The 22,882-nt window shown below is 67.1% G+C and carries 25 protein-coding genes; 12 read left to right on the top strand and 13 right to left on the bottom strand.

The window, feature by feature from the left end:
* Positions 1-41: 41 nt before the first annotated feature.
* The 6 genes from ACLQ3C_RS07290 to ACLQ3C_RS07265 all read right to left on the bottom strand — a co-directional run bounded on the left by ACLQ3C_RS07290 (position 42) and on the right by ACLQ3C_RS07265 (position 4,617).
* Entirely contained in the window at positions 42-899 is an 858-nt protein-coding gene (locus ACLQ3C_RS07290) for an alkyl sulfatase dimerization domain-containing protein (RefSeq protein WP_425704369.1), read from the bottom strand.
* Between the two features lies 1 nt (position 900).
* A complete protein-coding gene (locus ACLQ3C_RS07285; protein WP_425704368.1) occupies positions 901-1,125 on the bottom strand; it encodes a hypothetical protein in 225 nt (74 codons plus the stop codon).
* A 49-nt stretch (positions 1,126-1,174) separates the two neighbouring features.
* On the bottom strand, positions 1,175-1,888 hold the full coding sequence (locus ACLQ3C_RS07280; RefSeq protein ID WP_425704367.1) for an MBL fold metallo-hydrolase: 714 nt from the start codon (positions 1,886-1,888) through the stop codon (positions 1,175-1,177).
* Positions 1,889-1,990: 102 nt separating this feature from the next.
* Positions 1,991-3,619, bottom strand: coding sequence for a SulP family inorganic anion transporter (locus ACLQ3C_RS07275; protein ID WP_425704454.1), 1,629 nt, complete (start codon positions 3,617-3,619; stop codon positions 1,991-1,993).
* 74 nt (positions 3,620-3,693) lie between these two features.
* Complete coding sequence (locus tag ACLQ3C_RS07270) at positions 3,694-4,347, bottom strand: GAP family protein (protein WP_425704366.1); 654 nt, start codon at positions 4,345-4,347, stop codon at positions 3,694-3,696.
* A 45-nt stretch (positions 4,348-4,392) separates the two neighbouring features.
* The gene (locus ACLQ3C_RS07265) at positions 4,393-4,617 is read right to left on the bottom strand and encodes a hypothetical protein (protein ID WP_425704365.1); all 225 of its coding nucleotides are present in this window, start codon (positions 4,615-4,617) and stop codon (positions 4,393-4,395) included.
* A gap of 364 nt (positions 4,618-4,981) precedes the next feature.
* On the opposite strand from ACLQ3C_RS07265, the gene ACLQ3C_RS07260 reads away from it, so the two are divergent.
* On the top strand, positions 4,982-5,392 hold the full coding sequence (locus ACLQ3C_RS07260; RefSeq protein WP_425704364.1) for a DUF7144 family membrane protein: 411 nt from the start codon (positions 4,982-4,984) through the stop codon (positions 5,390-5,392).
* 58 nt (positions 5,393-5,450) lie between these two features.
* Positions 5,451-5,942: a DUF1269 domain-containing protein gene (locus ACLQ3C_RS07255; RefSeq protein ID WP_425704363.1), complete on the top strand. Its 492-nt coding sequence runs from the start codon at positions 5,451-5,453 to the stop codon at positions 5,940-5,942.
* Between the two features lie 91 nt (positions 5,943-6,033).
* Here ACLQ3C_RS07255 and ACLQ3C_RS07250 read toward each other — a convergent pair whose 3' ends face one another.
* A complete protein-coding gene (locus ACLQ3C_RS07250; protein WP_425704362.1) occupies positions 6,034-6,234 on the bottom strand; it encodes a hypothetical protein in 201 nt (66 codons plus the stop codon).
* 132 nt (positions 6,235-6,366) lie between these two features.
* Between ACLQ3C_RS07250 and ACLQ3C_RS07245 the strand changes: the two genes are divergently transcribed.
* Positions 6,367-8,988: a LuxR C-terminal-related transcriptional regulator gene (locus tag ACLQ3C_RS07245; RefSeq protein WP_425704361.1), complete on the top strand. Its 2,622-nt coding sequence runs from the start codon at positions 6,367-6,369 to the stop codon at positions 8,986-8,988.
* Positions 8,989-9,024: 36 nt separating this feature from the next.
* Here ACLQ3C_RS07245 and ACLQ3C_RS07240 read toward each other — a convergent pair whose 3' ends face one another.
* A complete protein-coding gene (locus ACLQ3C_RS07240) occupies positions 9,025-10,023 on the bottom strand; it encodes a metallophosphoesterase (protein WP_425704360.1) in 999 nt (332 codons plus the stop codon).
* 42 nt (positions 10,024-10,065) lie between these two features.
* Positions 10,066-12,516, bottom strand: a complete 2,451-nt coding sequence (locus ACLQ3C_RS07235) for a penicillin-binding protein (RefSeq protein ID WP_425704359.1) — start codon at positions 12,514-12,516, stop codon at positions 10,066-10,068.
* Positions 12,517-12,823: 307 nt separating this feature from the next.
* On the opposite strand from ACLQ3C_RS07235, the gene ACLQ3C_RS07230 reads away from it, so the two are divergent.
* Complete coding sequence (locus tag ACLQ3C_RS07230; protein WP_425704358.1) at positions 12,824-13,132, top strand: WhiB family transcriptional regulator; 309 nt, start codon at positions 12,824-12,826, stop codon at positions 13,130-13,132.
* Positions 13,133-13,195: 63 nt separating this feature from the next.
* On the opposite strand, the gene ACLQ3C_RS07225 is transcribed toward ACLQ3C_RS07230, so the two are convergent.
* Both ACLQ3C_RS07225 and ACLQ3C_RS07220 read right to left on the bottom strand, forming a co-directional pair.
* Complete coding sequence (locus ACLQ3C_RS07225; RefSeq protein ID WP_425704357.1) at positions 13,196-14,290, bottom strand: ArsA family ATPase; 1,095 nt, start codon at positions 14,288-14,290, stop codon at positions 13,196-13,198.
* Entirely contained in the window at positions 14,290-15,288 is a 999-nt protein-coding gene (locus ACLQ3C_RS07220) for an ArsA family ATPase (protein ID WP_425704453.1), read from the bottom strand. The genes ACLQ3C_RS07225 and ACLQ3C_RS07220 overlap by 1 nt, the downstream gene beginning before the upstream one ends.
* Before the next feature lie 313 nt (positions 15,289-15,601).
* Here ACLQ3C_RS07220 and ACLQ3C_RS07215 point away from each other — a divergent pair, with 313 nt between their 5' ends.
* The 4 genes from ACLQ3C_RS07215 to ACLQ3C_RS07200 all read left to right on the top strand — a co-directional run bounded on the left by ACLQ3C_RS07215 (position 15,602) and on the right by ACLQ3C_RS07200 (position 17,927).
* Entirely contained in the window at positions 15,602-15,766 is a 165-nt protein-coding gene (locus tag ACLQ3C_RS07215) for a hypothetical protein (RefSeq protein WP_425704356.1), read from the top strand.
* A gap of 6 nt (positions 15,767-15,772) precedes the next feature.
* The gene (locus ACLQ3C_RS07210; RefSeq protein ID WP_425704355.1) at positions 15,773-16,249 is read left to right on the top strand and encodes a RidA family protein; all 477 of its coding nucleotides are present in this window, start codon (positions 15,773-15,775) and stop codon (positions 16,247-16,249) included.
* A complete protein-coding gene (locus tag ACLQ3C_RS07205; RefSeq protein WP_425704354.1) occupies positions 16,246-17,013 on the top strand; it encodes a sulfite exporter TauE/SafE family protein in 768 nt (255 codons plus the stop codon). Before ACLQ3C_RS07210 ends, ACLQ3C_RS07205 begins: the two co-directional genes overlap by 4 nt.
* A 62-nt stretch (positions 17,014-17,075) precedes the next feature.
* The gene (locus tag ACLQ3C_RS07200; RefSeq protein WP_425704353.1) at positions 17,076-17,927 is read left to right on the top strand and encodes an MBL fold metallo-hydrolase; all 852 of its coding nucleotides are present in this window, start codon (positions 17,076-17,078) and stop codon (positions 17,925-17,927) included.
* A 124-nt stretch (positions 17,928-18,051) separates the two neighbouring features.
* On the opposite strand, the gene ACLQ3C_RS07195 is transcribed toward ACLQ3C_RS07200, so the two are convergent.
* Together ACLQ3C_RS07195 and ACLQ3C_RS07190 are read right to left on the bottom strand one after the other, a co-directional pair.
* Positions 18,052-18,726 (bottom strand): Crp/Fnr family transcriptional regulator, encoded by a 675-nt coding sequence (locus tag ACLQ3C_RS07195; protein ID WP_006373149.1) that lies wholly within the window; start codon positions 18,724-18,726, stop codon positions 18,052-18,054.
* A 132-nt stretch (positions 18,727-18,858) separates the two neighbouring features.
* The gene (locus tag ACLQ3C_RS07190; protein WP_425704352.1) at positions 18,859-19,071 is read right to left on the bottom strand and encodes a hypothetical protein; all 213 of its coding nucleotides are present in this window, start codon (positions 19,069-19,071) and stop codon (positions 18,859-18,861) included.
* A 239-nt stretch (positions 19,072-19,310) separates the two neighbouring features.
* Here ACLQ3C_RS07190 and nth point away from each other — a divergent pair, with 239 nt between their 5' ends.
* From nth to ACLQ3C_RS07170, 4 genes are all read left to right on the top strand, one after another.
* Positions 19,311-19,997: an endonuclease III gene (gene nth, locus ACLQ3C_RS07185; protein WP_425704452.1), complete on the top strand. Its 687-nt coding sequence runs from the start codon at positions 19,311-19,313 to the stop codon at positions 19,995-19,997.
* Positions 19,997-20,770 carry a TlpA disulfide reductase family protein gene (locus tag ACLQ3C_RS07180; RefSeq protein ID WP_425704351.1) on the top strand — a complete coding sequence of 258 codons (774 nt, stop codon included), beginning with the start codon at positions 19,997-19,999 and terminating at the stop codon, positions 20,768-20,770. Before nth ends, ACLQ3C_RS07180 begins: the two co-directional genes overlap by 1 nt.
* Before the next feature lie 80 nt (positions 20,771-20,850).
* The gene (locus tag ACLQ3C_RS07175) at positions 20,851-21,684 is read left to right on the top strand and encodes an NUDIX hydrolase (RefSeq protein ID WP_425704451.1); all 834 of its coding nucleotides are present in this window, start codon (positions 20,851-20,853) and stop codon (positions 21,682-21,684) included.
* Positions 21,681-22,874, top strand: coding sequence for a MarP family serine protease (locus ACLQ3C_RS07170; protein WP_425704350.1), 1,194 nt, complete (start codon positions 21,681-21,683; stop codon positions 22,872-22,874). The genes ACLQ3C_RS07175 and ACLQ3C_RS07170 overlap by 4 nt, the downstream gene beginning before the upstream one ends.
* The last annotated feature ends 8 nt before the right edge of the window (positions 22,875-22,882 follow it).

Genomic DNA, 22,882 nt, shown 5'->3' with positions numbered 1-22,882 from the left:
CCCGCGGCGGGTGAATGCGGCTGGTGCCCGGGCGAATCCCTTCACGGCGTCACGATGGGGAAGCTCGGATCGGCGGTGTCGGGGACAGCGGCCAGGGAATCGAATTCCGCAGCGTCCCCGTCGATCTCGACGGCACCGGACTCGGCGATCTGACGCGCCGATGCCGGCTTCAGCAGGAGCCCGGTGAGTGCGATTTTCGGCCCGGTTGCGGTGACCCTGGCATTCGCCGCGGGTCCGCGCCGGGCATTGAGGACACCGCGGGCCACCCACATCGTCCATCGTTGATCGGTGTCGGTGAACGACAACTCGATGCGGATGTCCGCGTCGGCGGCCTTGGTTCCGTCGATCTGCACCGAGACGAAGTCGAAGAGGATGTCGATGGGCATCCCGAGGATCGTGTCGCGGCTGGCCGTGGTGAACGGAGCGGGCAGTGGCCCTTCACGCAGTTCTTTTGCGGCGGTGAGGAATATACCGCGCCACTGTGGGCCCTCGGACTGATACCCCATCTGCTCATAGGCGTCGGCCTGTAGTTCCCGCGCGTCGGTGTTGTCGGGATCGGCGAAGACCAGTTTGTGCAGGATCTCGGTCGCCCACCGGTAGTCGCCGGCGGCGACGGCCCGTCGCCCTTCGGCGAGGATCTTCTCGGCGCCGAGGAGTTCGACGTAGCGCTTGGCGGCCTCGACCGGTGGATGCGGGTGGAGGGATACCGGATCGCCGTCCCACATACCCAGTTCCTTGGTGAACACGGCACGGACGTCATGATGCAGGGTGCCGTGATAGCCGCGATTGGCCCAGTTCCGGCGCAGTTCCTCGGGCAGTTCGATGACCTCGGCCGCCTCCAGCGGGGTGTAACCCTTGTTGGCGAGCCGAAGTGATTGATCGTGGATGTATTTGTACACGTCACGCTGCGATTCGAGGAATCCGACGATGTTGTCGTTGCCCCAAGACCGGCCAGGTGTGTGGGCCCCAATGTATTTCGGCCTCGTCGCCCCACCGTTCGAGCGTCTCGTCGAGGTAGCGGGCGAAGTTCCGTGCGTCCCGCGTCCGCGCGCCCCGCAGCGTCTGGATGTTGTGCAGCGAATGATTCGCATTCTCCGCGCAGCTCAGTGTTTTGATGTGAGGCATCCAGATGTGCATCTCCTCGGGTGCCTCGGTGTCCGGGGCGTAGAGGAACTCAAAACTCGATGCCCGCGATCTCGCGGCGCTGACCGGTCTCGGTGACGAGGTCGGTCGGCGAGATATACGACACCGCAGGTCCTTTGGTGCTGGCGACGCCGATACCGCAGCTGATGAGGCCGCGCGGGTCGTGGGGGAGGTGGCTGCCGAATGCGTAACTGGCGCGGCGCGTCATCGCGTTGCCGGCCACGACGTTCTCGCCGATGGCGTATTTGTCGAACTGGTGGCCCGGTGCGATGATCGGAACCTTGCCCGAGGCCACATCGGCCTCGTCGACAACGCCTTTCACGCCGCCGTAATGATCGATATGGGTATGGGTGTAGATGACCGCGACGACGGGTTTGTCGCTGACGTGCTCGCGGATGAGAGCCATGCCCTGCCTTGCCGATTCGACACCGGCCATGCAGTCGATGGCGATCAGGCCGTCCGTGCCCTCGACGATGGTGAGATCGGCGATGTCGTTGTTGCGGACCTGATACAGGCCCTCGGCGACCTTGAACAGGCCACCGCGCGTGATCAACCGGGACTGCCGCCACAGGCTCGGATCGACCGAGTCGGGCGCCGATTCCCGGTCGTCGATGAAATCGAAGTCGTGCGGGTCGAACACCACCGAACCGTCGGCGTCGGCGAGCACGGCGCCGGGCAGTTCGGCGATGAGCCCACGGCTCGCGTCGGTGAAGTCGCGGGTGTCGTCCATCGCGTAATGGGCCACGGCGTCACGGTTGATCTCGGCGGTGATGTCGGTGGGGGGGTTTGGGTTGGGTACACATCTGTTCTTCTCCTTTTCTCGCCCCGGTACCGGGGATGATGCTGATCAAGGGGCGTGGGTTTCGCGCAGCCACCGCTGCGCGTCGGCATACGCGGTGTCGAGTGCGTCGAACACCTCGCCGCCGGCGGGATACAGGTTCTGCGCGCCGATCGTCTCGACGATCCCGGCGCGGGTGAGTCCACGCCGGAATTGCGGCCCGATACCGGCGATCATGAGGCGCCCGCCCCGTTCGTGGAGCAGATCGGTCTTGCGGCGCAGCATCTTCTGCAGTGTCGAGGACGGGACGTCGGGGAGGGTGCGCATGCTGAGGATGAGTACGCATCGGTGGGCGTCGGCCGGGATCGACGGCCACTGCTCCTCGATGCGGGGCACCTCGGCGAACAACGCGACCCCGAAGTCGTGCAGGACCGTGATCTGTTCCGGCGCAAGGGTTGTCGGGACATCGACCACGTGCCAGTGGCCGTCGTCGGTGCGGTCGAGTGCCACGAGCCGCGACGCCCGGGCGGCTTGGACGCAGTAGAGCACCAGCGAGATTGCCGCCCCGCCGAGGATCGCGTCCTGCAGAGGGAGCGCGGTGGTGGCGGCGAAGGTGAGCACCATGGCGACGGCACTGAGTGGTGCGGTGCTGCTGATCAGGATGATGTCGGCGACACGCCCGGTGATGAGTTCGGCCCCGATGACAACGAGGAGCCCACCGATGACCGGCATCGGGATGATCTGGGCGGCGCTTCCGGCGATCAGGATGAGGACGACCAGCCAGATCCCGGCGAAGATGCCGGCCCAACGGGTCTGGGCACCGGCCGAGACGGCCACACCGGTACGCGAGAGAGACCCACCGGTCGGCAACGAGCCGAAGAATCCACCGGCCACGTTCGCGATGCCCTGAGCGGTGAAGTCGCCCGAGGCGTTCGGGCGCGATCCGCCCGGATTGGGTACCGAGCCGGAGATCCCGGCGGCCTGGGCCAGCGCGACGAGCGCGATGGCGAACGCGCCCACCGCGAGATCGGGAAGCCGCGAGACGTCGGGCAGCGTCACCGGCGGGAGTTGACGCTGAATCCGGGAGATGTCGCCGACGGTCTCGACGTCGATGCCGGTGGCCGCCACGACCGTGGTCACCGCCGCGAGAGCGAGCAGCGTCGCCAGCGACGCCACCGGTTTGATGACGCGGAACACCGCCCAGGCGGCCACGGTGGCGGCAGCCACCCCTACCGCGGACCACGACCAACTGCCGATGTGGGCGAATACGTCGACGAACTTCACGAGGGTGTTGTGGGCGTGCGGCGAGTACCCGGTGACGTCCTTGAGGACGCCGCTGACGATCTGTACGGCGATACCGACGGTGAAACCCGTCATCACCGCCCCGGAGACGAAGTTCATCGCCGCCCCGACGCGGAGCAGGCCGAGAACGGCCATGATGACCCCGACGGTGATCGTGAGCATCGCGATGTTCCCGGCATCGTGGGGATCGAGTCCGGCCCCGGCCAGCACACTCTGTGACGACAAGGCGATGGCACTGGTCAGGGTGGTGACCATGAGTACGGTGCGGGCGAATACGGAGCCGACGAGGGTCGAGACCATGCCCGAATACAGTCCGTTGACCGGGTTGAACCCCCCGATGGCGGCATACGCCATACCCTCGGGGATGGAGAAGAGCGCAGTCACGAAGCCCGACAACGCATCTCGCGGCGTCGGCCGCGAGATGGCGGTCGGCCGCCGATATCGTGGTCGCCGGCGGGCGAGGTGACGGGTCAACTCACCGCACCGATTCCCTTGCCGATCAGGACCACGCCGATGACGAGGATCAGCACGGCCATCACGGACTTGTTGTTGGTCTGGAGCCACGCCTTCAGTGCGGCGAGCGGTCCGGCGAGGCGCGCCGCGGCGATCTGGTAACCGACCACCGGGATCACGACGGAGACCGCGGCGATCACCACGAATACGACCACCGCGATCACCTCGTCGGTGACCGACAGGGACGCCGAGCCGACCGCCACCCCGGCCGCCGCACACATCATCAGGTTCTTCGGGTTGATCGCGGCGAGCGCGAAACCGATGCCGACCGCGCTGACCGTGCGCATCTCGTCGATCGCCGACATCCATTTCGGCACCGAACCGTCGGATTCCCGGTGGCGCCATTCGCGGATCCCCTCGGCGAGCAGCAGCACTCCCAGGGCCAGCGTGATCCATCCGGCGGCCGAGCCCGTGGAACCGTTCACCGCGCCGCCGACGAACACGAAGATGACCGTGGCCACGGCGATCCCGGCGACCCAGCCGACGGCGAATCCGATACTCGTGACCCGCGCGTGTGTGCTCAACAGCATCAGGATGACCGCGATGATGGGAATCGGTGAGATCGCGACCCCGACCGCCAACGGGAGCAGACTGCCGATCGTTGCACCCATGTGTGTCTCCTCGTCTTCGTGGATTGTCCTGGTGGCGTGGTGATGTCACCGCTGTGGGTCGGTGGTGACCTCGAGTACCCGCATCCCGAGCTCGGCCAGTTGGACGAGCACCCCGTACAGCTGGGAGTGGTCTCGTACCTCGCCCGTGAGCATGGTGCGATCACCGTGCGTGGTGATCGTCAGCGCGGTCGGGGACGCGGCGGCCGACTCCGGTGCCGGTCCCTCGACCACGATCTCGCAATGCACCACATCTCCCGGTTGCGTCGACACCCTGTGACCCATGGCCGGTACCCCCATGGACCTGCACCACTGATGCACAGTCTGGGATCGGCCGCGCGGTGCTGTCGTCACCCGCGGCAGGTGATCCGGTGATCATCACCCACGGTGGGTGATGCGCACGGAGGAACGATTGCGGAGAGTCGATAACGCAGAGAACTGTTGCCACAACCTGTTGGAGGTCGCTGTGCCCACCTCGAGATGTCGGCCAGACAACGAATCATCGACGTCACCGACTCGCCCGACGTCGACTTCAACGTGGTGATGCCGTGACGTTCTGTTCTCGGAGTCACCCATTGACGGCGGTATCGGTTGGCCGCCGGCATCTGTCAACGACCGAACCCTTGATGATCGGAGAATGATGACCACCCACAACCTCCCGGACGAGCATCCGGTACGGAACAGCTTTGCGTTCGGAACCTCCTTTGCCGCTGCGATTCTTCTCTTGACCGCTGCCATACTTGGCTTGCTTCAAGGCATTTCCGCGGTGGCCACCGACAAGTTGTTCGTCGCCGGGCCGCAGTACACCTACCAACTGGATCTCACCGCGTGGGGATGGATCCACATCATCGTGTCGATCATCGGCATCGTGATCGCACTCGGACTGTTCACCGGTGCCGCCTGGGCCCGGGTGCTCGCCATCGTCATCGCGGCGCTGAGCATCATCGTGAACTTTCTGTGGCTGCCGTATTACCCCTGGTGGTCGATCCTCGTGATCGCCTTGGATCTCGTGGTCATCTGGGCCGTCGCCACCTGGCGCACCGCCTGATCGTGCGCCGCCAATTCTGGTCAGAGCCAGGACCTCTCAACGAAAGGACACTCATCTCGTGACCGCAGCGACATTGTCAGTGTGGAAGTTTCCCTCCGAAAGCGGGGCGCAGACAGCGCTCACGACGTTGGAAAGCCTGCAGAAGCAGCAGCTGATCACCGTCCGCGACGGGGCGGTCATCAGTTGGCCGGAGGGAGCGAAGAAGCCGAAGACCACTCAGCTGAACAACGTGACCGGCGCCGGTGCGCTCGGCGGCGCGTTCTGGGGACTGTTGTTCGGTCTGATCTTCTTCGTTCCACTCCTCGGTGCCGCCGTCGGTGCTGGACTCGGTGCGCTCACCGGCTCGTTGACCGACGTCGGGATCGACGACGACTTCATCCGATCGGTGCGCGAAAAGGTGACACCGGGAACCTCGGCGTTGTTCGTGCTCACCTCCGACGCCACGCTCGACCGGGTTCACGAAGAATTCGCGGGGCAGAAACCCGAGCTGCTGTCGACCAACCTCTCGCATGAGGAGGAGGCGAAACTGCGCGAGGTCTTCGCCGACTGATCGCCCCGGCAAACGAGGTGCGAGAAGGGACTGCGATCGTTCGCAGTCCCTTCCTCGTTTTCGGGGAATGACCTTCGCCGACGAACTGTATTCACTCGCCGGCATGCATCTCGACCATTGTCAGGCCGAGATCATTGAGGGTGGCGAGGAATTCGCGCAGCTGGTCATTGTCGCCCAGATCGGCGTGGACGATGGTGTTCGGGCCGTCGACACCGACGTAGTCGGCATTCGTCAACGCGTCGAGAGTGAGACCGGAAAGTCGGCCGCACAGAGTGATTCGATAATCGGACACCGGTACTCGCCTGCCTTTCCTGATATTTCCAGAATCCCCGACCGGTCCCGGGTCGGCGTCACCCGCCGAGGGTGAATGCGTTTTTGGCCGCGAGTTTCCAGAGCGGGGCGAATCCGCACCAGATGTGCCACGATGATCTACGTGCCGACCGGACGTGCCGAATTCATGTCCACCTATGCACCACCGACTGTTCCGGCCTCGGTGGTGGACCGTCCACGCCTCGTCGACGATGCGGCGTGGAGCCGAGAGATCCTGTTGGTGTCGGCTCCGGCGGGCTACGGGAAGACCGTTCTGCTCGCCCAACGCCACCGACTGCTGGTGACCCGTCATCGCCCGGTGGCATGGATGACCCTTGCCGCACATGACGGGGTCGCGATGGGTCTGTGGACGCAGGTGGTCACGGCGCTGTCGACCGGTTATGGATCGGCCGGCCAACCGGAGCTGGCCGAGCGTCTCGGGAAGATACAGGTCGACGCAAGCCTGACGGCGGTCGACGACGTCGTGGAGATGCTCGTCGCGTCGGGGTCCGAATTCACGCTGATGATCGACGACGCCCATGAATTGCGGTCCGGCCCGGAGTCCGAGGCGCTCGTCCGGATGACGGAGTCGGTACCGGGAGCGCAGCTGGTCCTGGCGGGCCGGTGGGATCCGCCGATCCGCTGGAGCCGGCTCGTGATCGCGGGTGCCGCGACACAGCTCCGGGCGGACGCGCTGTCGCTGAACGCGGACGAAGCACGGGAAATGCTGGGACGCAACGAGTTAGATATCGACGACGACGGGCTGAGGGTGCTGCTGACCCGGACCGAGGGCTGGGCGGCGGGGCTACAGCTCGCCACCATCGCTTTGCGGAGTATCGACGACCCGACGAGCTACGGGGAGTACCTCACGTCGTTCGCCGGAGACGCCCGCCCCGTCGCGGACTATCTGGTGGCCGAGATCCTCGCGTGTGTGCCCACCGATGTCCTCGACGTCATGCGGGCGACGGCTGTCGCCGGCCACGTGACCGTCGACCTGGCAGTGCGGCTGGCCGGCCGCGACGACGCGGGACGGGTGCTCGACGAGCTCGTCGCGATGAATCTGCTCATCATGCAAGAGAGTTCGGACCCGCTGACCTACCGATACCATGCCCTGCTGCGCGGCTATCTGCTCGCCGATGGCGCACGCCGCGACCTCAGCGCCCAGCGCCGCCACTTTGTCACCGCGGCCCGGTGGGCCGAAGAGAACCAGCATCCTGAGTCCGCGATCGAGTACCTGGTGCGCGCGCAGGACTGGGAAGGACTCGTCGGTGCGATCACCGACCACGGTCTCGAGGTGGCCTTGCAGGGTAGTGGGCATCTCGTCGACCAGGCGATGGCCAAGTTGCCGGACGATTTCGGTGCCCGACGCGACGTCGTATTGCTGACGGCCGCCCTCGCCGCCGTCGCGGGAAGGGCCCGCACTCTCGACGGCGCGCTCGCGGTCATCGGCGACGACCCGATGCGCGAGTCCACTTCCACACATCGGGTCCTGCACGCGACCGTGCTTCTCATGCGTTCGGTGCTGGGGCATGGTCCCCGGCAGGACATCGACCGCCTCCTCGACGTCGTGGTCGCCTCCCACGAGGTGAGCCTCGCGGTACACACCTACGCGCTCGCCGCCGCCGGAAAGGCCCTGGCGTTCAACGACCATTACGACCGGGCCGATGCGGTGCTGACCCGAGCCCGTGGACTCGCGGAGGCCGGCGGCTACCGGCTGCTCGCCCTCGACTGTCTCTCGCATCTCGTGCTGACGGCGGGCGGCCGTGGAGACTTCGTGCGGCTGCGCGAGTATGCGCGCGCCGCCAGGGAAAGTGCGGCCACGTGCGGATGGACGCGGCTACCCCTGATGGCGGCCACGTACGGCGTCGGCGCGTGGGCCGCGTGGCGCGCAGCCGACGACACCGAACTCGACGTCTACCTGGCCTTGGAACGTCGGATCAGTGGTGATGTTGCGCCCCACGCGGCGCTCGGCCGGGGATTGCTCGCGGCCTACCGTACACATCTCGGTACCGGCGATCACCGCGTGATGCGGGCGGCCACCGCCCGCGTCTGGGACGAATTCGACCTCGATATGGTTGCTCCGCAGGCCTATGTCGTGTTCGTCGTCTCCGAACTCGCCGAGGCCGTGTACGCGTGTGACGCCGAGTGGTTGGCCGAGATCGCCGATCGATCACGACACATCCTCACCGCCGGGGACGTCGAGGTCGTGGCTGCCGCGCACCGGCTCATCAGCGGGGATGCGGCGGGCACCTTGACCATCGTGCAGAATTCGTCGACCTCGCAGGACTACCTGCAGCTGTGGGCCCATCTGCTGGCCGTGGTGGCATTGCAACGGATGAGAAGGACCCCGGCCGCCGTCGAACAGTTGCTCGCCGCACTCGAACTCGGCGAGCGTATCGACGCACGACGTCCTTTTCTCCAGGCGCCCGTCGAGGTGAGCGCGTTGTTGACGTCCATGGGTGGCCGACTGGGGACCTCTGAGGCATTCGCCGCACCGATCGCCGACGCACTGGGACCGGTCGATGATGCCGAGGGCCCCGTCATCCAACAGTTGACGCCCCGCGAGCGGGCGATTCTCCGTGATCTCCCGTCGGATCTGACGGTCGCCGAAATTGCCAGTGCACGAATGGTTTCGGAGAACACGATCCGTACCCAACTCAAGGCCATCTATCGCAAGCTCAACGTCAAGTCCCGGCGTGACGCGGTGCGCCGGGCGCACAAGCTCGGGCTGGTGTGACCCGCGCAAGGGTCTCGGAGCCGACTACCAGCGCACTCAACGAGCCTCGGTGGCCAACTCCGGGAGCGAGTGATCCTCGTCGAACTCGGCGTCACCGTGTGAGACCGGCGTGAGGGTGAGCAGGTTCGCCTCCGGGCGGCAGCAGAATCGGGCAGGGGCGTAGGGCGACGTCCCCAGTCCGGCACTGACGTGCAGCTTCATCGTCGAACCCCAGTTGGAGGGGCCCTTCACGCGAGATCGGTCGAGATGACAGTTGGTGACCAGTGCACCCACGAACGGCAGGCACAACTGTCCGCCGTGGGTGTGTCCGGCCAGCACGAGGTCGTAGCCGTCGTCGGCGAACCGATCGAGTACCCGCGGCTCGGGCGAGTGGGTCAGACCCAGACGCAGCTGCGCCAATGGATTGGGACGGCCGGCGATGGTGTCATACCGATCGCGTTCGATGTGGGGGTCGTCGACGCCGGCGGCCACCACCCGCACTCCGCCGACCTCGAGTTCACGCACGGTGTGGGTTGCGTCGAGCCAGCCGCGTTCGACGAAGGCGGCCCGCAGATCCTGCCAGGGCAGTGGCTCCCCATGCGTCCGCTTGTGTTCGGTCTGGAAGTACGTGAACGGGTTCTTGGGCTTCGGGCCGAAGTAGTCGTTGGATCCGAAGACGAAGATCCCTGGGCGTGAGAGGAGTCCGCCGAGGGATTGGATGACGGCGGGCACGGCACGCGGGTCTGCGAGATTGTCGCCGGTGTTGATCACCAGATCCGGTTCGAGCGCCTCGAGTTCGGATACCCACGCCTGCTTCAGCCGCTGATCGGGCATCATGTGCAGGTCGCTGATGTGCAGCACCCGCAACGGGGTGGCGCCCGGCTCGAGAACCGCCATCGTGGCGTGACGCAACGTGAACGCGTTACGTTCGATCACCGTCGAATAGAGCAGACCGGCTGTGGCCAGCCCCGCGCCGGCGGCCAGTGTCCGTGCAGTCGTCGACGTGGGGAGGTGACCTGCGAGACGCTGGGACAGGGTCGAATCGAGGATGGACATTGCCTCAGAATACCCGTGGACGCCCACCGGCGGTTCCGGCGATCAGCCGGGGAGATCGATCACGACCGGCCCGACGCCGGGGACCTGCACCGTGGTCTGCGTCGGACCGTTGCCCTGACCCTGGTCGTGACGGCCGTTGCTCACATAGATGGTGATGGTGCTGCCGGGCAGCGCCGAGTCCGACGGTGCGGTGAACACCACGGTGCCCTGCGGACGCGGTGAGTCGATCTCGAGCGTGGAGACCTTGAAACCTGCGCCCTGAAGCCGCGAGGTGGCGTCACTGGCCGTCAGGCCGGTGACATTCGGGATTCGGCCACGGCTGTTGCCCGCCACGTATCTCGGATCCTGTGGGGGCAGCGCCGTGGGACCGAACTTGTTGGCGACCGGGAGAACCGCCGAATAGAAGGTGCGGGCGGGTTCCATTCCGCCATAGAGGTTGCCGTCGTAGCAGGAACGCAGCGGGCTGGTGCAGATGCCCTCCGGATTGGGGCCGTCGCTGTAGGAGTACACCGAGCCGGCGATGTTGTTCGTGAAACCGAGGAAGGCTGCCGAACGGTGGGCCTCGGTGGTACCGGTCTTCGCCGAGACCGGCAGATTCCAGCCGGTGGAGCCGGCCGCGGCCGCCGAGGTGCCGCCACCCCGATCGTCGTGACTCATGGCGTTGGCCAACGTGTTGGCCAGACCCTCTTCGACGACACGCTGACACCCCGTCGCATTGAACGGAACGGCGGTCAACACCGGCTTGCCGTCCGGGCCCGGGATGGCGTTGCTGTTCTCGTCGCGTTTGATCGTGCTGATCGACCCGATGGGGTTCGGCGGGCACCAGACCCCGCCGGAAGCCAAGGTGGCGGCCACATTCGACAGTTCCAGCCCGTTGACCGGGAACGGGCCGAGGGTGAACGACCCGAAATTGCCGTCCTTGACGTACTGCGCGATGGACTTGTTGCCGTCACCGGAGGTGCCAGGTGTGTTGTAGGAGCGCAAGCCGAGCCGAACGGCCATGTCGACCGTCGGTTTCACTCCGGTCTGCTGCAGCAGACCCACGAACGCGGTGTTCGGGGATTGCGCGAGCGCCTCGGTGATCGGCAGGGTCGCCGGATAGCGGCCGTCGTTCTTGACGCAATAACTGGTCGCCGGGCAGCCGTTGGAGCCGCCACTGCTGCCCATCCCCTGGACGGCGAGGAAGGGTGGCACCGGGATGGACGAACCGGTGCCGAGGCCCTGTTCCATCGCCGCGGCCGTGGTAAAGATCTTGAACACCGAGCCCGCGCCGTCGCCGACCAGTGAGAACGGCTGTGGCTGTACGGTCTCGTCGGCTCTCTGATCGAGACCGTAGTTGCGGCTCGAGGCCATCGCGAGGACGGGATGGGCGGTGTTGCCGGGCCGGATCGCGCTCATGATGCTGGCGACCCCGTCGGCGTGCGGATCGGCCTGGGTCTGCACCGCATGCTGCACCGAACGCTGCACGTCGGGGTCAAGGGATGTCTTGATGATGTAGCCGCCACGCATCACCGAGTCGCGCGAGACCCCGTTCTCGGCGAGGAACTGCAGCGCGTAATCGCAGAAGAATCCGTTGTTGCCGGCTCCGATGCATCCCTGGGTGGGAATGTTGGGATTCGGGACGATCCCGAGCGGCCGGGCCTTGGCCGCGACCAACTCGTCGCGCCGATTGGGAAAGTTCTGGATCATCGTGTCGAGCACGGTGTTGCGCCGGGTGAGTGCGGCCTCCGGATTGGTGTAAGGGTTGAGCGCGCTGCTCGACTGCACCATGCCGGCCAGCAACGCCGCCTGCTCGACGGCGAGATCCTTGGCGTGCTTGTTGAAATAGACCTGCGACGCGGCCTCGATGCCGTAGGCGTTGTTGCCGAACGGTACGACGTTGAGATACCGCGTGACGATCTGCTTCTTGGCCTCCTGCTTGGCTGCGGCGTCGGAGAAACCTTTGCGCTTGGCCTGTTCGGTCAGCGACTGTTCCATCGTCAGCGCCATCCGGACCTCGCGCAGCTTGCGGGCGGGGGTGGTCTCGGTCGCGGCCTGCCGCTCGGCCTCGGTGCGGGCGAGGACGAGCAGTTGGTAGTTCTTGATGTACTGCTGATCCAGCGTCGATGCGCCCTGCTGGACCTCGCCGGACGACGAGTTCTTGAGGGCCGCGCGGATGGTGCCCTTCCAGTCGACGCCGTCGTGCTCGAGGAAGCGTCGGTCCTCGATCGAGATGATCGCGGCGATCATGTCGGGGGAGATGTCGTTGTAGCCGACCTGATAGCGGTACTGATCGAACAGCAGCGCGATCGGATTGCCGTCCGCGTCGGTCATCGTCGAGACCTGCGGCAGGGTTCCGTTCAGCAACTCGGAGGAGACGTTCTCGACCGTCGAGGCCGCGCGGTTGGATGCGAGTCCCACTCCGCTGGCCACCGGATAGAGGAGTCCGGCGACGAGAACGCCGGCCAACACACAGGCGGCAGCGAGCGGCCCAAGCTTCTTCGAGATCGGCACCCCGACAGGATACGTGTGATTTCCTCGACAACCCCGCACCCCGCCCTTGCGGCGGCGGACACGAGTCGGCGGACGGTGCCACCAGGCACTTTGTGAAAAGTCTGCACGGTTGTGCCAGTTTTTCGCGCTCAGCACTTGCCTTCGCATGCACAGATCCCTAGATTGAGGGCAGAATGTGACTCACCTAACAGCAGTTCAGCAGAGTGCCGGAGTTATCACGCTTGTACCGGTGGCGGGCTGGGTAGGCGGGTTGCAGTCGAGGCGGTGACGCGGTCACCGCGGACCACGACAGACAGGGGCGAAAGCGATGGCGACAGCGGCAGTATCGGTAGATGAGGCGCGGTTGACCTGGGTGTCGCAGGCCAGGTGCCGCGGCGAGAACCCCGATGACCTGTTCGTGCGGGGCGCCGCGCAGCGCAAGGCGGCGACCATTTGCCGTCATTGCCCGGTGCAGCTGCAGTGCGGCGCCGACGCGCTCGACAACCGGGTGGAATTCGGGGTCTGGGGCGGGATGACCGAACGTCAACGCCGGGCGCTGCTGCGGCAGCATCCCGAAGTCACTTCGTGGTCATCGTTTTTCGAGGCCCAGCGCCGTCGGCAGCGCGCTGCGGGCTGAGCGGAGCGTGGGGCCCACATCACCGGCCGGGAGTCCCTGGCCGGTGATGTCGTGTGTTGCGGCCTAGCCGCGTCCGGTGATCTGTTCGGCCACCGCGCGCAGGGCGGTACGGTCGGCCACTTCGAACGGCAGGGACGGGACGCCGACGATGGGCACCCGCGGATGCGCGGAGGTGAACCGGCCCAGCAGATGCACCTCGCGTTTGGCTGTCGCCGCCCGCTCGGCGTGTACCAGCAGCACACCGCGTGTGAGGTCGTCGTCGGTCTTGTCCAGCGCCACTCGCGCGGCCTCCTCGGAGATCCCCGCGAGGTTGGGGTGCGTGCGATTGAGGATCAGCCCGGCCAGCGGCATCGATTCGGTGGAGAGCCGGTCGACGAAGAACGCGGCCTCGCGCAGCGCATCCGGCTCGGCGGCCGCGACCACCGCGAACAGCGTGCCGGGCTGTTTGAGGAGTTCGTAGGTCTTGAGGGCGCGATCCTGGAAACCGCCGAACATCGAGTCCAGGGATTGTACGAAGGTCGCGACATCGCGCAGCATGTCGCCGCCGATGATCGTGGAGACGCCACGCATCGCCAGGCTCATCGCGCCGGTCACCATCCGGCCCACCCCGCGGCCGCCGCCGACGAGCACCTTCATCAGCCGTCCGGACAGGAACGAGCCGAGGCGTTGAGGTGCGTCGAGGAAGTCCAGTGCGTTGCGCGACGGCGGGGTGTCGACGACGATCAGGTCCCAGCGGTTGGTCTCCAGCAATTTGCCGAGTTTTTCCATCGCCATGTATTCCTGTGTGCCGGAGAAGGATTCGGCGATTGTCTGGTAGAAGGAATTCTCCATGACGGAGGCGGCCCGCTCGGGCGTCGAATACTCCAGCACCATCTCGTCAAAGGTGCGGCGCATGTCGAGCATCATCGCGTCGAGCGATCCGCTGCCCTCGATCTCGACCGGCTGCGGGTCATTGGTCAGCTCACTCATGCCCAGTGACTGCGCCAGTCGCTTCGCCGGATCGATGGTGAGTACCGCGACGGTGCGGCCGTGCTCGGCGGCATGCAGCGCCATCGCCGCGGCCGTCGTCGTCTTGCCGACGCCACCGGAACCGCAACAGATGACCACCCGCGTCTGCGGGTCGGCCAGCACCGAGCCCATCTTGAGGTCGAGAGGCATCACACGCCCGCTTTCTGCAGCAGATCGGCGAGTTCGTAGAGACCGCCCAGATCGATCCCCTCGCCGAGAGTGGGCAATTCGAGTGTCGGCACCTCGACCTCGTCGAGTTGGGCTTTGGCCACCTGCTGCGCCTGCAGCCGCGAAGCGTGCTCGATGGTCTCGGTGAGCAGGCCGGCGAATTCGGACTCGCTCGCCTCGATCCCCGCATCGGCCAGGCCGGCCGCCACCCGCTGTGCGTCGACGTCGCCCTCGGCGATGCGATCGATCTGATCGGCCGGCAGATGTAGCGGATTCACCCGGTTGATGACGAGACTGCCGACGCGCAGGTTCTTGCCGCGCAACTCCTCGACCGCCTCGATGGTCTCGGTGATCGGCATCGCCTCGAGCAAGGTGACGAGGTGGATCGTGGTCTCCTCCGAATGCAGCAGCCGGGCCACTCCCTCGCTCTGATTGCGGATCGGACCGGTCTTGGCGAGATCGGCCATGGCCTTGGTGACGTCGAGGAAACTGCCGATACGGCCGGTCGGTGGCGAGTCGACGACGACGGCGTCGTAGCGCCGCACGCCCTTCTTGTCGGTCGCGATGATGCGTTCCTTGATCTTTCCGGTGATCAGCACATCGCGCAGGCCCGGGGCGACGGTCGTGACGAAGTCGATGGCGCCGATGCGCTTCATCGCGCGCCCCGCGAATCCGAGGTTGTAGAACATGTCGAGGTATTCCAGCAGCGCGTGTTCGATGTCCATCGCCAGCGCCGACACCTCGCCGCCGCCCTCGGCGGTCGCGACGCGGGTGTCGGTCGGCGGTAACGGGGGCCGGTCGAAGAGTTGGGCGATGCCCTGACGCCCTTCACATTCGACCAGCAGTACCCGCTTGCCCGAGGCCGCCAGGGCCAGCGACAGTGCGGCGGCGACGGTCGTCTTGCCGGTGCCGCCCTTGCCGGAGACGAAGTGCAGCCGCGCCTTGGCGGCCGCGTCCGGCCAGACGTCGGGTGCGGTCACCGCCTCGGTGTCATCGAGGGCGGCGCGCGCCGCAGGGTCATCGAGGGCGGCGCGCGCCGCAGGGTCATCGAGGAGGGCTCGCGCCGCGGGGTCATCGAGGGCGGCTCGCGCCGCCGTCGAATCCGCGTCGCGCGCTGCGGATCCGTCTGGTCCGGTTCGGCTCTGCCGGTCACCGGGCGTCTTCTCGCCCGCGGGCGTGTCGTGCACCACCGGTTCACCATATCGACTGACCCCATCGGTGGGGTCGGACCGGATAGGACTTCTTCCGATTCCCTCCTGGGGCCCGGTCGGTGCGATGGCTTAGGCTTGGCCCATGAGTGAAGCCACCGCCTGGGAGTATGTGACGGTTCCGTTGTTGACCCACGCCACCAAACAGATCCTCGACCAGTGGGGTGCCGACGGTTGGGAGCTGGTGAGTGTGCTGCCCGGACCCACCGGCGAACAGCACGTCGCCTACCTGAAGCGACCGAAGGGCTGATCGACAGTGACCACCTGGACCCAACGGCTCGCCGAACTCGGCGTCGAACTTCCGCCGGCGCCCACACCAGTGGCCAACTATGCGCCGGCCGTGCGCTCGGGGAACCTGGTGTACACCTCGGGGCAACTGCCCTTCGTCGCGGGCGTATTGCAGGTCCATGGCAAGGTCGCACCTGGTGCCGAGGGCGTCGTGAAGCCTGAGCAGGCCACCGCGGCGGCACGGCAATGCACGCTCAACGCGCTGGCGGCCATTCACGGTCTCGTCGGGCTGGATTCGATTGTGCGCGTGGTGAAGGTGACCGGATTCGTTGCGTCGGCACCCGGCTTCACCGGACAGCCCGGTGTGCTCAACGGCGCCTCGGATCTGCTCGGTGAGGTCTTCGGCGAGGCGGGGGTGCACGCCCGCTCCGCGGTCGGCGTCGCCGAACTCCCGATGGGCGCCCCGGTAGAGGTCGAGGTCATCGTCGAGGTCGCCGATCGGTGAACGCCGGGGTCGTCGCGGCGCTCTTTGCCGCGGCGGCGGCCGCGGGCTGGGTCGACGCCGTCGTCGGCGGTGGGGGACTGATCCTCATCCCGGCATTGCTGATCGGGCAGCCCGGCATCCTGCCCGCCTCGGCGCTGGCCACCAACAAGGTCGCCGCCGTGGTGGGGACAGCATCGGCGGCGTGGCGTTACTCCCGTTCGGTGCCCTTGCCGTGGCGTCGGCTGGTGCCGGTATTCGCTTGCGCCATGGCGTTTTCCGGCGCGGGGGCATTCGTCGCGAGCCGATTGCCCACCGAGGTCTTCACGCCGATCGTGCTGGCCATGCTGGTGGCCGTCGGGCTCTTCGTGGCGCTGAGACCCGGATTCGGATCCGGTGCGGCGCAACCACGATCACGGGCGTCGATGCTGTGTGGACTCGGGATCGCCGGCGTCGTGGTCGCCTTCTACGACGGGGTGATGGGTCCGGGCACCGGCACCTTCCTCATCATCACGCTGACCGCCCTCGTGGGCACCGACTTCCTGACGAGTTCGGCGATGGCCAAGGTGATCAACACCGGCACCAATCTCGGTGCGCTGGTGGTCTTCGCCGCGCAAGGGCACGTGCTCTGGCCACTCGCGCTGATGCTGGCGCTCGGTAACGTCATCGGCGCGCAGATCGGTGCGCACATGGCACTGGGCCGTGGCAGCGCCTTCGTGCGGTGGGTGTTGCTGGTGGTCGTCGTCGTGATGGTGGCGAAACTGTCATATGACCTGATCACTGCGTGAGCGACTCGGTCACCGGGTGAGCCTGATCACGGGCCGATCGGCCCCGGGATTACCCTGGCCTCATGACGGACCCCGCCGACGACACCCCCGATACCGCAACCGGTTCGGAGCCCGGCCCGAGCCATCCGGCCTATGGACAGTTGCGTGCGGTGACCCCGTTCGCGTCGGTGTTGCTGTGCGACAACCCGGGGGTGATGGAACTCGACGGCACCAATACCTGGATTCTGCGTGCCCCCGGCAGCGCCGAGTGCGTCGTCGTCGACCCGGGACCGCCACGGCACAAGAAGCACGTGAAAAGGGTTGCGCGCCAACCCGGTATCGTGCTGACCCTGATCACGCACCGGCACTTCGATCACACCGGGGCCATCGACGCGCTGGCCAAGCGGACCGGCGCGCCGACGCGGGCCCGGTTGTCCGCACACTGCCGGGACGCCGAGCCGCTGCGCGATCGTGAGGTCATCGAGGTCGCCGGGCTGAGCATCACCGTGCTGTTCACCCCTGGACACAGCGGCGATTCGGTCAGCTTCCTCGTCGACCACGATGGGCAGCGCGCCATGCTGACCGGCGACACCATCCTCGGCCGCGGCACCACCGTCATCGACCCGTCCGACGGCAGCCTGCGCGACTACCTGGGCTCACTCAACCGGCTGATCGTCGACGGCGCCGACGCGATGCTGCTGCCCGCGCACGGTCCCGATCATCCGGTGCTCGAGCCCGTTGCGCGCTACTACAAGGCGCACCGCGAGGAGCGCATCGACCAGATCCAGGCGGCCCTCGACGAGATGGGTGTGTCGGCAAAGCAGGCCAAGCCGATGAAGGTTGTCAAACGGGTCTACGCCGACGTCGACAAGAAGCTGTGGCCGGCCGCGCGGATGTCGGTCAAGGCGCAGTTGGAGTACCTGCGGCAGCTCTAGCCCGGAATACGTGGGGACGCAAAAAGTGGGGGAAGAATGTTTCTTCCCCCACTTCTCGGTTCGCTCCCCAGAAACTTCCGGGGAACGAACCCAAAACCCACGGACGAACTTCGACGACGAGGCGTCAGCGCGCGCGGCGGGCCAGTCGCTCGGAATCGGCGATCAGCACGCTCTTGCCCTCCAGGCGCAGCCAGCCGCGCTGGGCGAAGTCGGCCAGCGCCTTGTTCACGGTCTCGCGCGAGGCGCCGACGAGCTGGGCGATCTCCTCCTGCGTGAGGTCGTGGGTGACGCGCAGCGAGCCGCCTTCCTGCGTGCCGAACCGCTGGGCCAGCTGCAACAGCTGCTTGGCCACGCGACCGGGCACGTCGGTGAAGATCAGGTCGGCCAGGTTGTTGTTGGTGCGACGCAGGCGGCGGGCCAGTACGCGCAGGAGCTGCTCGGCGATCTCCGGGCGGTCCTTGATCCAGGCGCGCAGCGCGTCACGGTCCATCGACACCGCGCGGACCTCGGTCACCGTCGTCGCCGAGCTGGTCCGTGGCCCCGGGTCGAAGATGGACAGCTCGCCGAACATGTCCGACGGACCCATGATCGTCAGCAGGTTCTCCCGACCGTCGGGTGAGCGACGGCCGACCTTCACCTTGCCCGACAGGATGATGTACAGCCGGTCGCCGGGTTCGCCTTCGTGGAAGATGACATGTCCGCGCGGAAAGTCGACGGGCTGAAGCTGCTTGGTCAGTGCCGCGACGGCAGAGGGCTCGACGCCCTGAAATATGCCTGCCCGCGCCAGTACTTCCTCCACCAAGGAGTCCCTTCTCACTCAAAAACCAGTGGCGCGCCGGTTCGGCACACCCTGTGCAACGCTACTCTCGCACTCAGCATAAGTGTTGAATGGGTCACGGGCTCCGCAAAGCGTGGAGTGTCTTCGCCTCGGTCAGCCGGCCCGGCGGTTGCGCAACTCGTCCAACGCGGCGGGCATGCCCTCGCGCGCCAGCGTGTCGACGTGCTGCTGGTCGGCGGACTGGAGGAATTCCTCGACGTTGTCGCGGTTGACGGTAACCCGATCGGTCCAGGACTGGACCTTCTCCATACCGAGGGCGAAGAGCATCAGCACAGCTGGGAACAGCAGCACGGCGAGTCCTTGCATGGCCACCAGTAAACACAATGGGGGACCCGACTTCCCAACCGGAACGGCCGCGGTGACCCACTTGTGACCAAAGCGGGCGGGCCGTCGACTTCGGCCGTGCGGCGCGGATACGGGCGGCGCATCGCTAACCTGGTCGGGTGAGCGTGCGCAAGACAGCGGTGTCGGCCCAGAACGGGGCCCCGGTGGTGGTGCCGGCGAAGACCGAAACCCACCTCGGACTCGTCCGTCGCGCACGCCGGATGAACCGGACGCTCGAGGTTGCCTTTCCGCACGTCTACTGCGAACTCGACTTCACCACGCCGCTCGAACTGTCGGTGGCCACCATCTTGTCCGCACAATGCACCGATGTACGGGTCAACCAGGTAAGCCCGGCGGTGTTCGCGCGGTACCGCACCGCGCTGGATTACGCGCAGGCCGACCGGACCGAACTCGAGGAGTTGATCCGGACCACCGGCTTCTACCGGAACAAGACGAGCTCCATCATCGGGCTCGGCCAGGCACTCGTCGAACGATTCGACGGCGAGGTACCGCACACCCTCAAAGAGTTGGTCTCCCTCCCCGGATTCGGCCGCAAGACTGCAAATGTGGTGCTGGGCAACGCTTTCGGCGTGCCGGGCATCACCGTCGACACCCATTTCGGCCGCCTCGTGCGGCGGTGGGAATGGACGGCCGAAACCGATCCGGTGAAGGTCGAACATGCGGTCGGTGAACTGATCGAACGCAAAGAGTGGACCGACCTGTCACACCGCGTCATCTTCCACGGCCGCCGGGTCTGCCATTCCCGCAAACCGGCATGCGGGGTGTGCATCCTGGCCAGGGACTGTCCCGCGGTCGGTACCGGACCGATGGACAAGGCGGCCGCCGCCGCACTCGTCAAGGGCCCCGAGACCGACCATCTGCTCGCGTTGGCGGGGATCACCGCGTGATGCCCACCGATCACGGCACCGCCGAATCCGGCGAGGTGGATGACGATCACAACCCCGAACCAGGCGAGCCGTCGCCTCGCCCGTCGCGCCGACGTGGTTCGCGTTTTCCGCCGGCCGCGCGCTGGACGCTGGTGTTCTTCGTCGTCGTCATCGCCCTGGTCGTCGCGATCTGGCCGCGTGGCGACTCGACGACCGGCGGGGCAGCCGAACAGGTCCGGCCGTCGGGGGCGTTGTCGGCGACCGACGCGCAGGTCGACGACGCGCAACTGAGCCAGGCGCGCCGGGACGCGGCGATCGACCGGTGCCCGCAGGTCGGCGGCGCGACCCCGGGCCCGGCCGCGGTGCTTGCCGGGGTGAGTGCGCCCTGTCTCGCGACGGGAGCCCCCTACGACGTGGGCGCCGGGACCGCAGGCAAGCCCCTGGTGATCAACATGTGGGCGGTGTGGTGTCAGCCGTGCCGCAACGAGCTGCCGGTTCTCGCCGAGTACGCGCAGCGGGCCGGGCCGGCCGTCACGGTGCTGACCGTCCACGCGCGTGAGGGTGCGGGCAATCCCTATCTGGTGCTGCGGTTCCTGTCTGAGCTGGGCGTGCATCTGCCGGTGGTGCTCGACACCGACGGGCAGGTGGCGGCGGCGTTGAAGGCGCCGCGGGTGTTCCCGTCGACGATCATCGTGCGGGCCGACGGGAGTGTCGCGAAGGTGGCGCCGATGGTGTTCGATGATCCGCAACAGATCGCCGACCAGGTGCGCGCGGCGACGGGGGTCGCCACGTGAGCGTCCGCGACTCCGATGGGTCGCCGACCACCGAACCGCACGTCGGGCCGTTGCTCGCCCGCGAGCAGATCCCGCCGTGGATGCGTCGACTCACCGACAACGTCGCAGCGGTCAGCGACATCGTCGCCAACCGCGGCGGCGACCGGACGCGCTGGATGGCCATGCTCAACCGGGACCGCCGGGCGGCGGCGGTGCTGATACTCGTGTCTGGCTCATGGGACCCCGACCCGGACTACCCGGGCGGGTTGCCCGCCGACGCCGAGGTGCTGCTCACCGAACGCGCATCGACGCTGCGTCAGCACAGCGGGCAGGTCGCCTTCCCCGGCGGCGGCTTCGATCCCGGCGACGACTATCCGGTCGGCACCGCATTGCGCGAGGCGGACGAGGAGACCGGACTCGCCGCGAACGGTGTCGACGTCGTCGCGGCCCTGCCCAGCTTCCCCGTCCCGCCGTCCGGATTCGACGTGGTGCCGGTGATCGCGCATTGGCGCGAACCCGGCCCGGTGCGGGTCGTCGACGAGGGGGAGACGGCACGGGTCGCCCGCGTCAACATGCGTGAACTGCTCGCCCCGCAGAATCGGTTCCAGGTGCGGCGTTCGGTGCTCGGTGCGCGCGCCTACCAGGGCCCGGCATTTTTTGTCGACGGCTTGCTGGTGTGGGGTTTCACCGGCGGACTGATCTCGGCGATCAGTGCGGCATCCGGGTGGGATGTGCCGTGGGACACCGACGACGTGCGGCCCCTCGACGAGATGATCCGGCGGGCAGGCAGCCCGCAGGAGTCCGGCTTGGCGGCCCCCGATCCCGCTCAGGCCACCCTCGACGACAGACCGCTCGATGAGCGGCCGGCCGACGCGAGACCGCCCGGCGAGCGACCCGGCGGCCGGACCGGTGCCGACGGGCCGGAGACGCGGTGAGCGGCTCGGCGTGGGTCGACCTCGTGGTCGTCGTGGTCACCGTGATCGCGGCGATCAGTGGCTTCCGGCAGGGTGCGGTGGCCTCCGCGCTGGCGGTACTCGGCGTTCTGCTCGGCGCGTTTGCCGGGATTCTTCTTGTGCCACATGTCATCTCGCACATCGATGATTCGTCGATGCAGCTCGTCGCGGCCGTCGGGGTGCTGATCGGGCTGGTCGTGGTCGGTGAGATCGCGGGCATGATCCTGGGGCATGCCGCGCGTGGCGGCATCCGCTCGCCGGAGCTGCGCGCGGTCGACAGTGGCGTAGGACTGGTCCTGCAGGCCGTGGCCGCGCTGATCGCGATGTGGCTGGTCGGCACGCTGCTGGCCAATTCCCACTCGCCGGCGCTGACCAAGGCGATCGACGATTCCACGGTGCTCGGTGCCGTCGACGGCGCCGCGCCGAACTGGCTGGCCGCCAAGCCGGCCGACGAATTCCGGCGTCTGCTCGAGCATTCCCGACTCGACGGTGTCATCCCGAGCACCACCCCTGGTCCGGTCGCGCCCCCGGATCCGGCGCTGCTGAATCTGCCGGTGGTGTCCCAGACGCGGCCCAGCGTGGTCAAGATCGAGGGCGAGGCCCGCCGATGCCAGCAGGCGCTCGAGGGCAGCGGATTCGTCGTCGGGCCGGATCTGATCATGACCAACGCCCACGTCGTGGCCGGTACCTCGCGGCTGCAGGCAGAGCAGTCCGACGGCACCCCCTACGACGCCGACGTCGTGCTCTTCGACAGTGTCAACGACATCGCCATCTTGCGGGTCGACGGCATGGCCGCGACGCCGCTGCGATTCGCCCCGCATGCCGCGACGACCGGCGCCGACGCCATCGTCCTCGGCTACCCGCAGGCCGGACCGTTCCGGGCGACCGCCGTGCGGGTGCGCGACATGAGAGAGCTGCCGACCGCCAACATCTATCGCGACCAGCAGGTCACCCGCGAGGTGTACACCGTGCGTGGCATCATCCGGCAGGGCAATTCGGGTGGGCCGATGATCAATTCGGCCGGCGAGGTTCTCGGAGTGGTGTTCGCGACGTCGGAGAACGCCGCCGACGAGACCGGCTATGTGCTGACCGCGTCGCTCGTCCAACAGGATCTGACCCGCGCGCAGGGCCGCTACGCGCCCGTGTCGACGGGGGCGTGCGTCCGGGAGTGACCGGCCGC

This window comes from Gordonia sp. DT30 (genome assembly GCF_049844915.1).
In the GTDB taxonomy this organism is placed as follows: Bacteria; Actinomycetota; Actinomycetes; order Mycobacteriales; family Mycobacteriaceae; genus Gordonia.
This window is presented reverse-complemented; position numbering and strand designations above follow the sequence as displayed.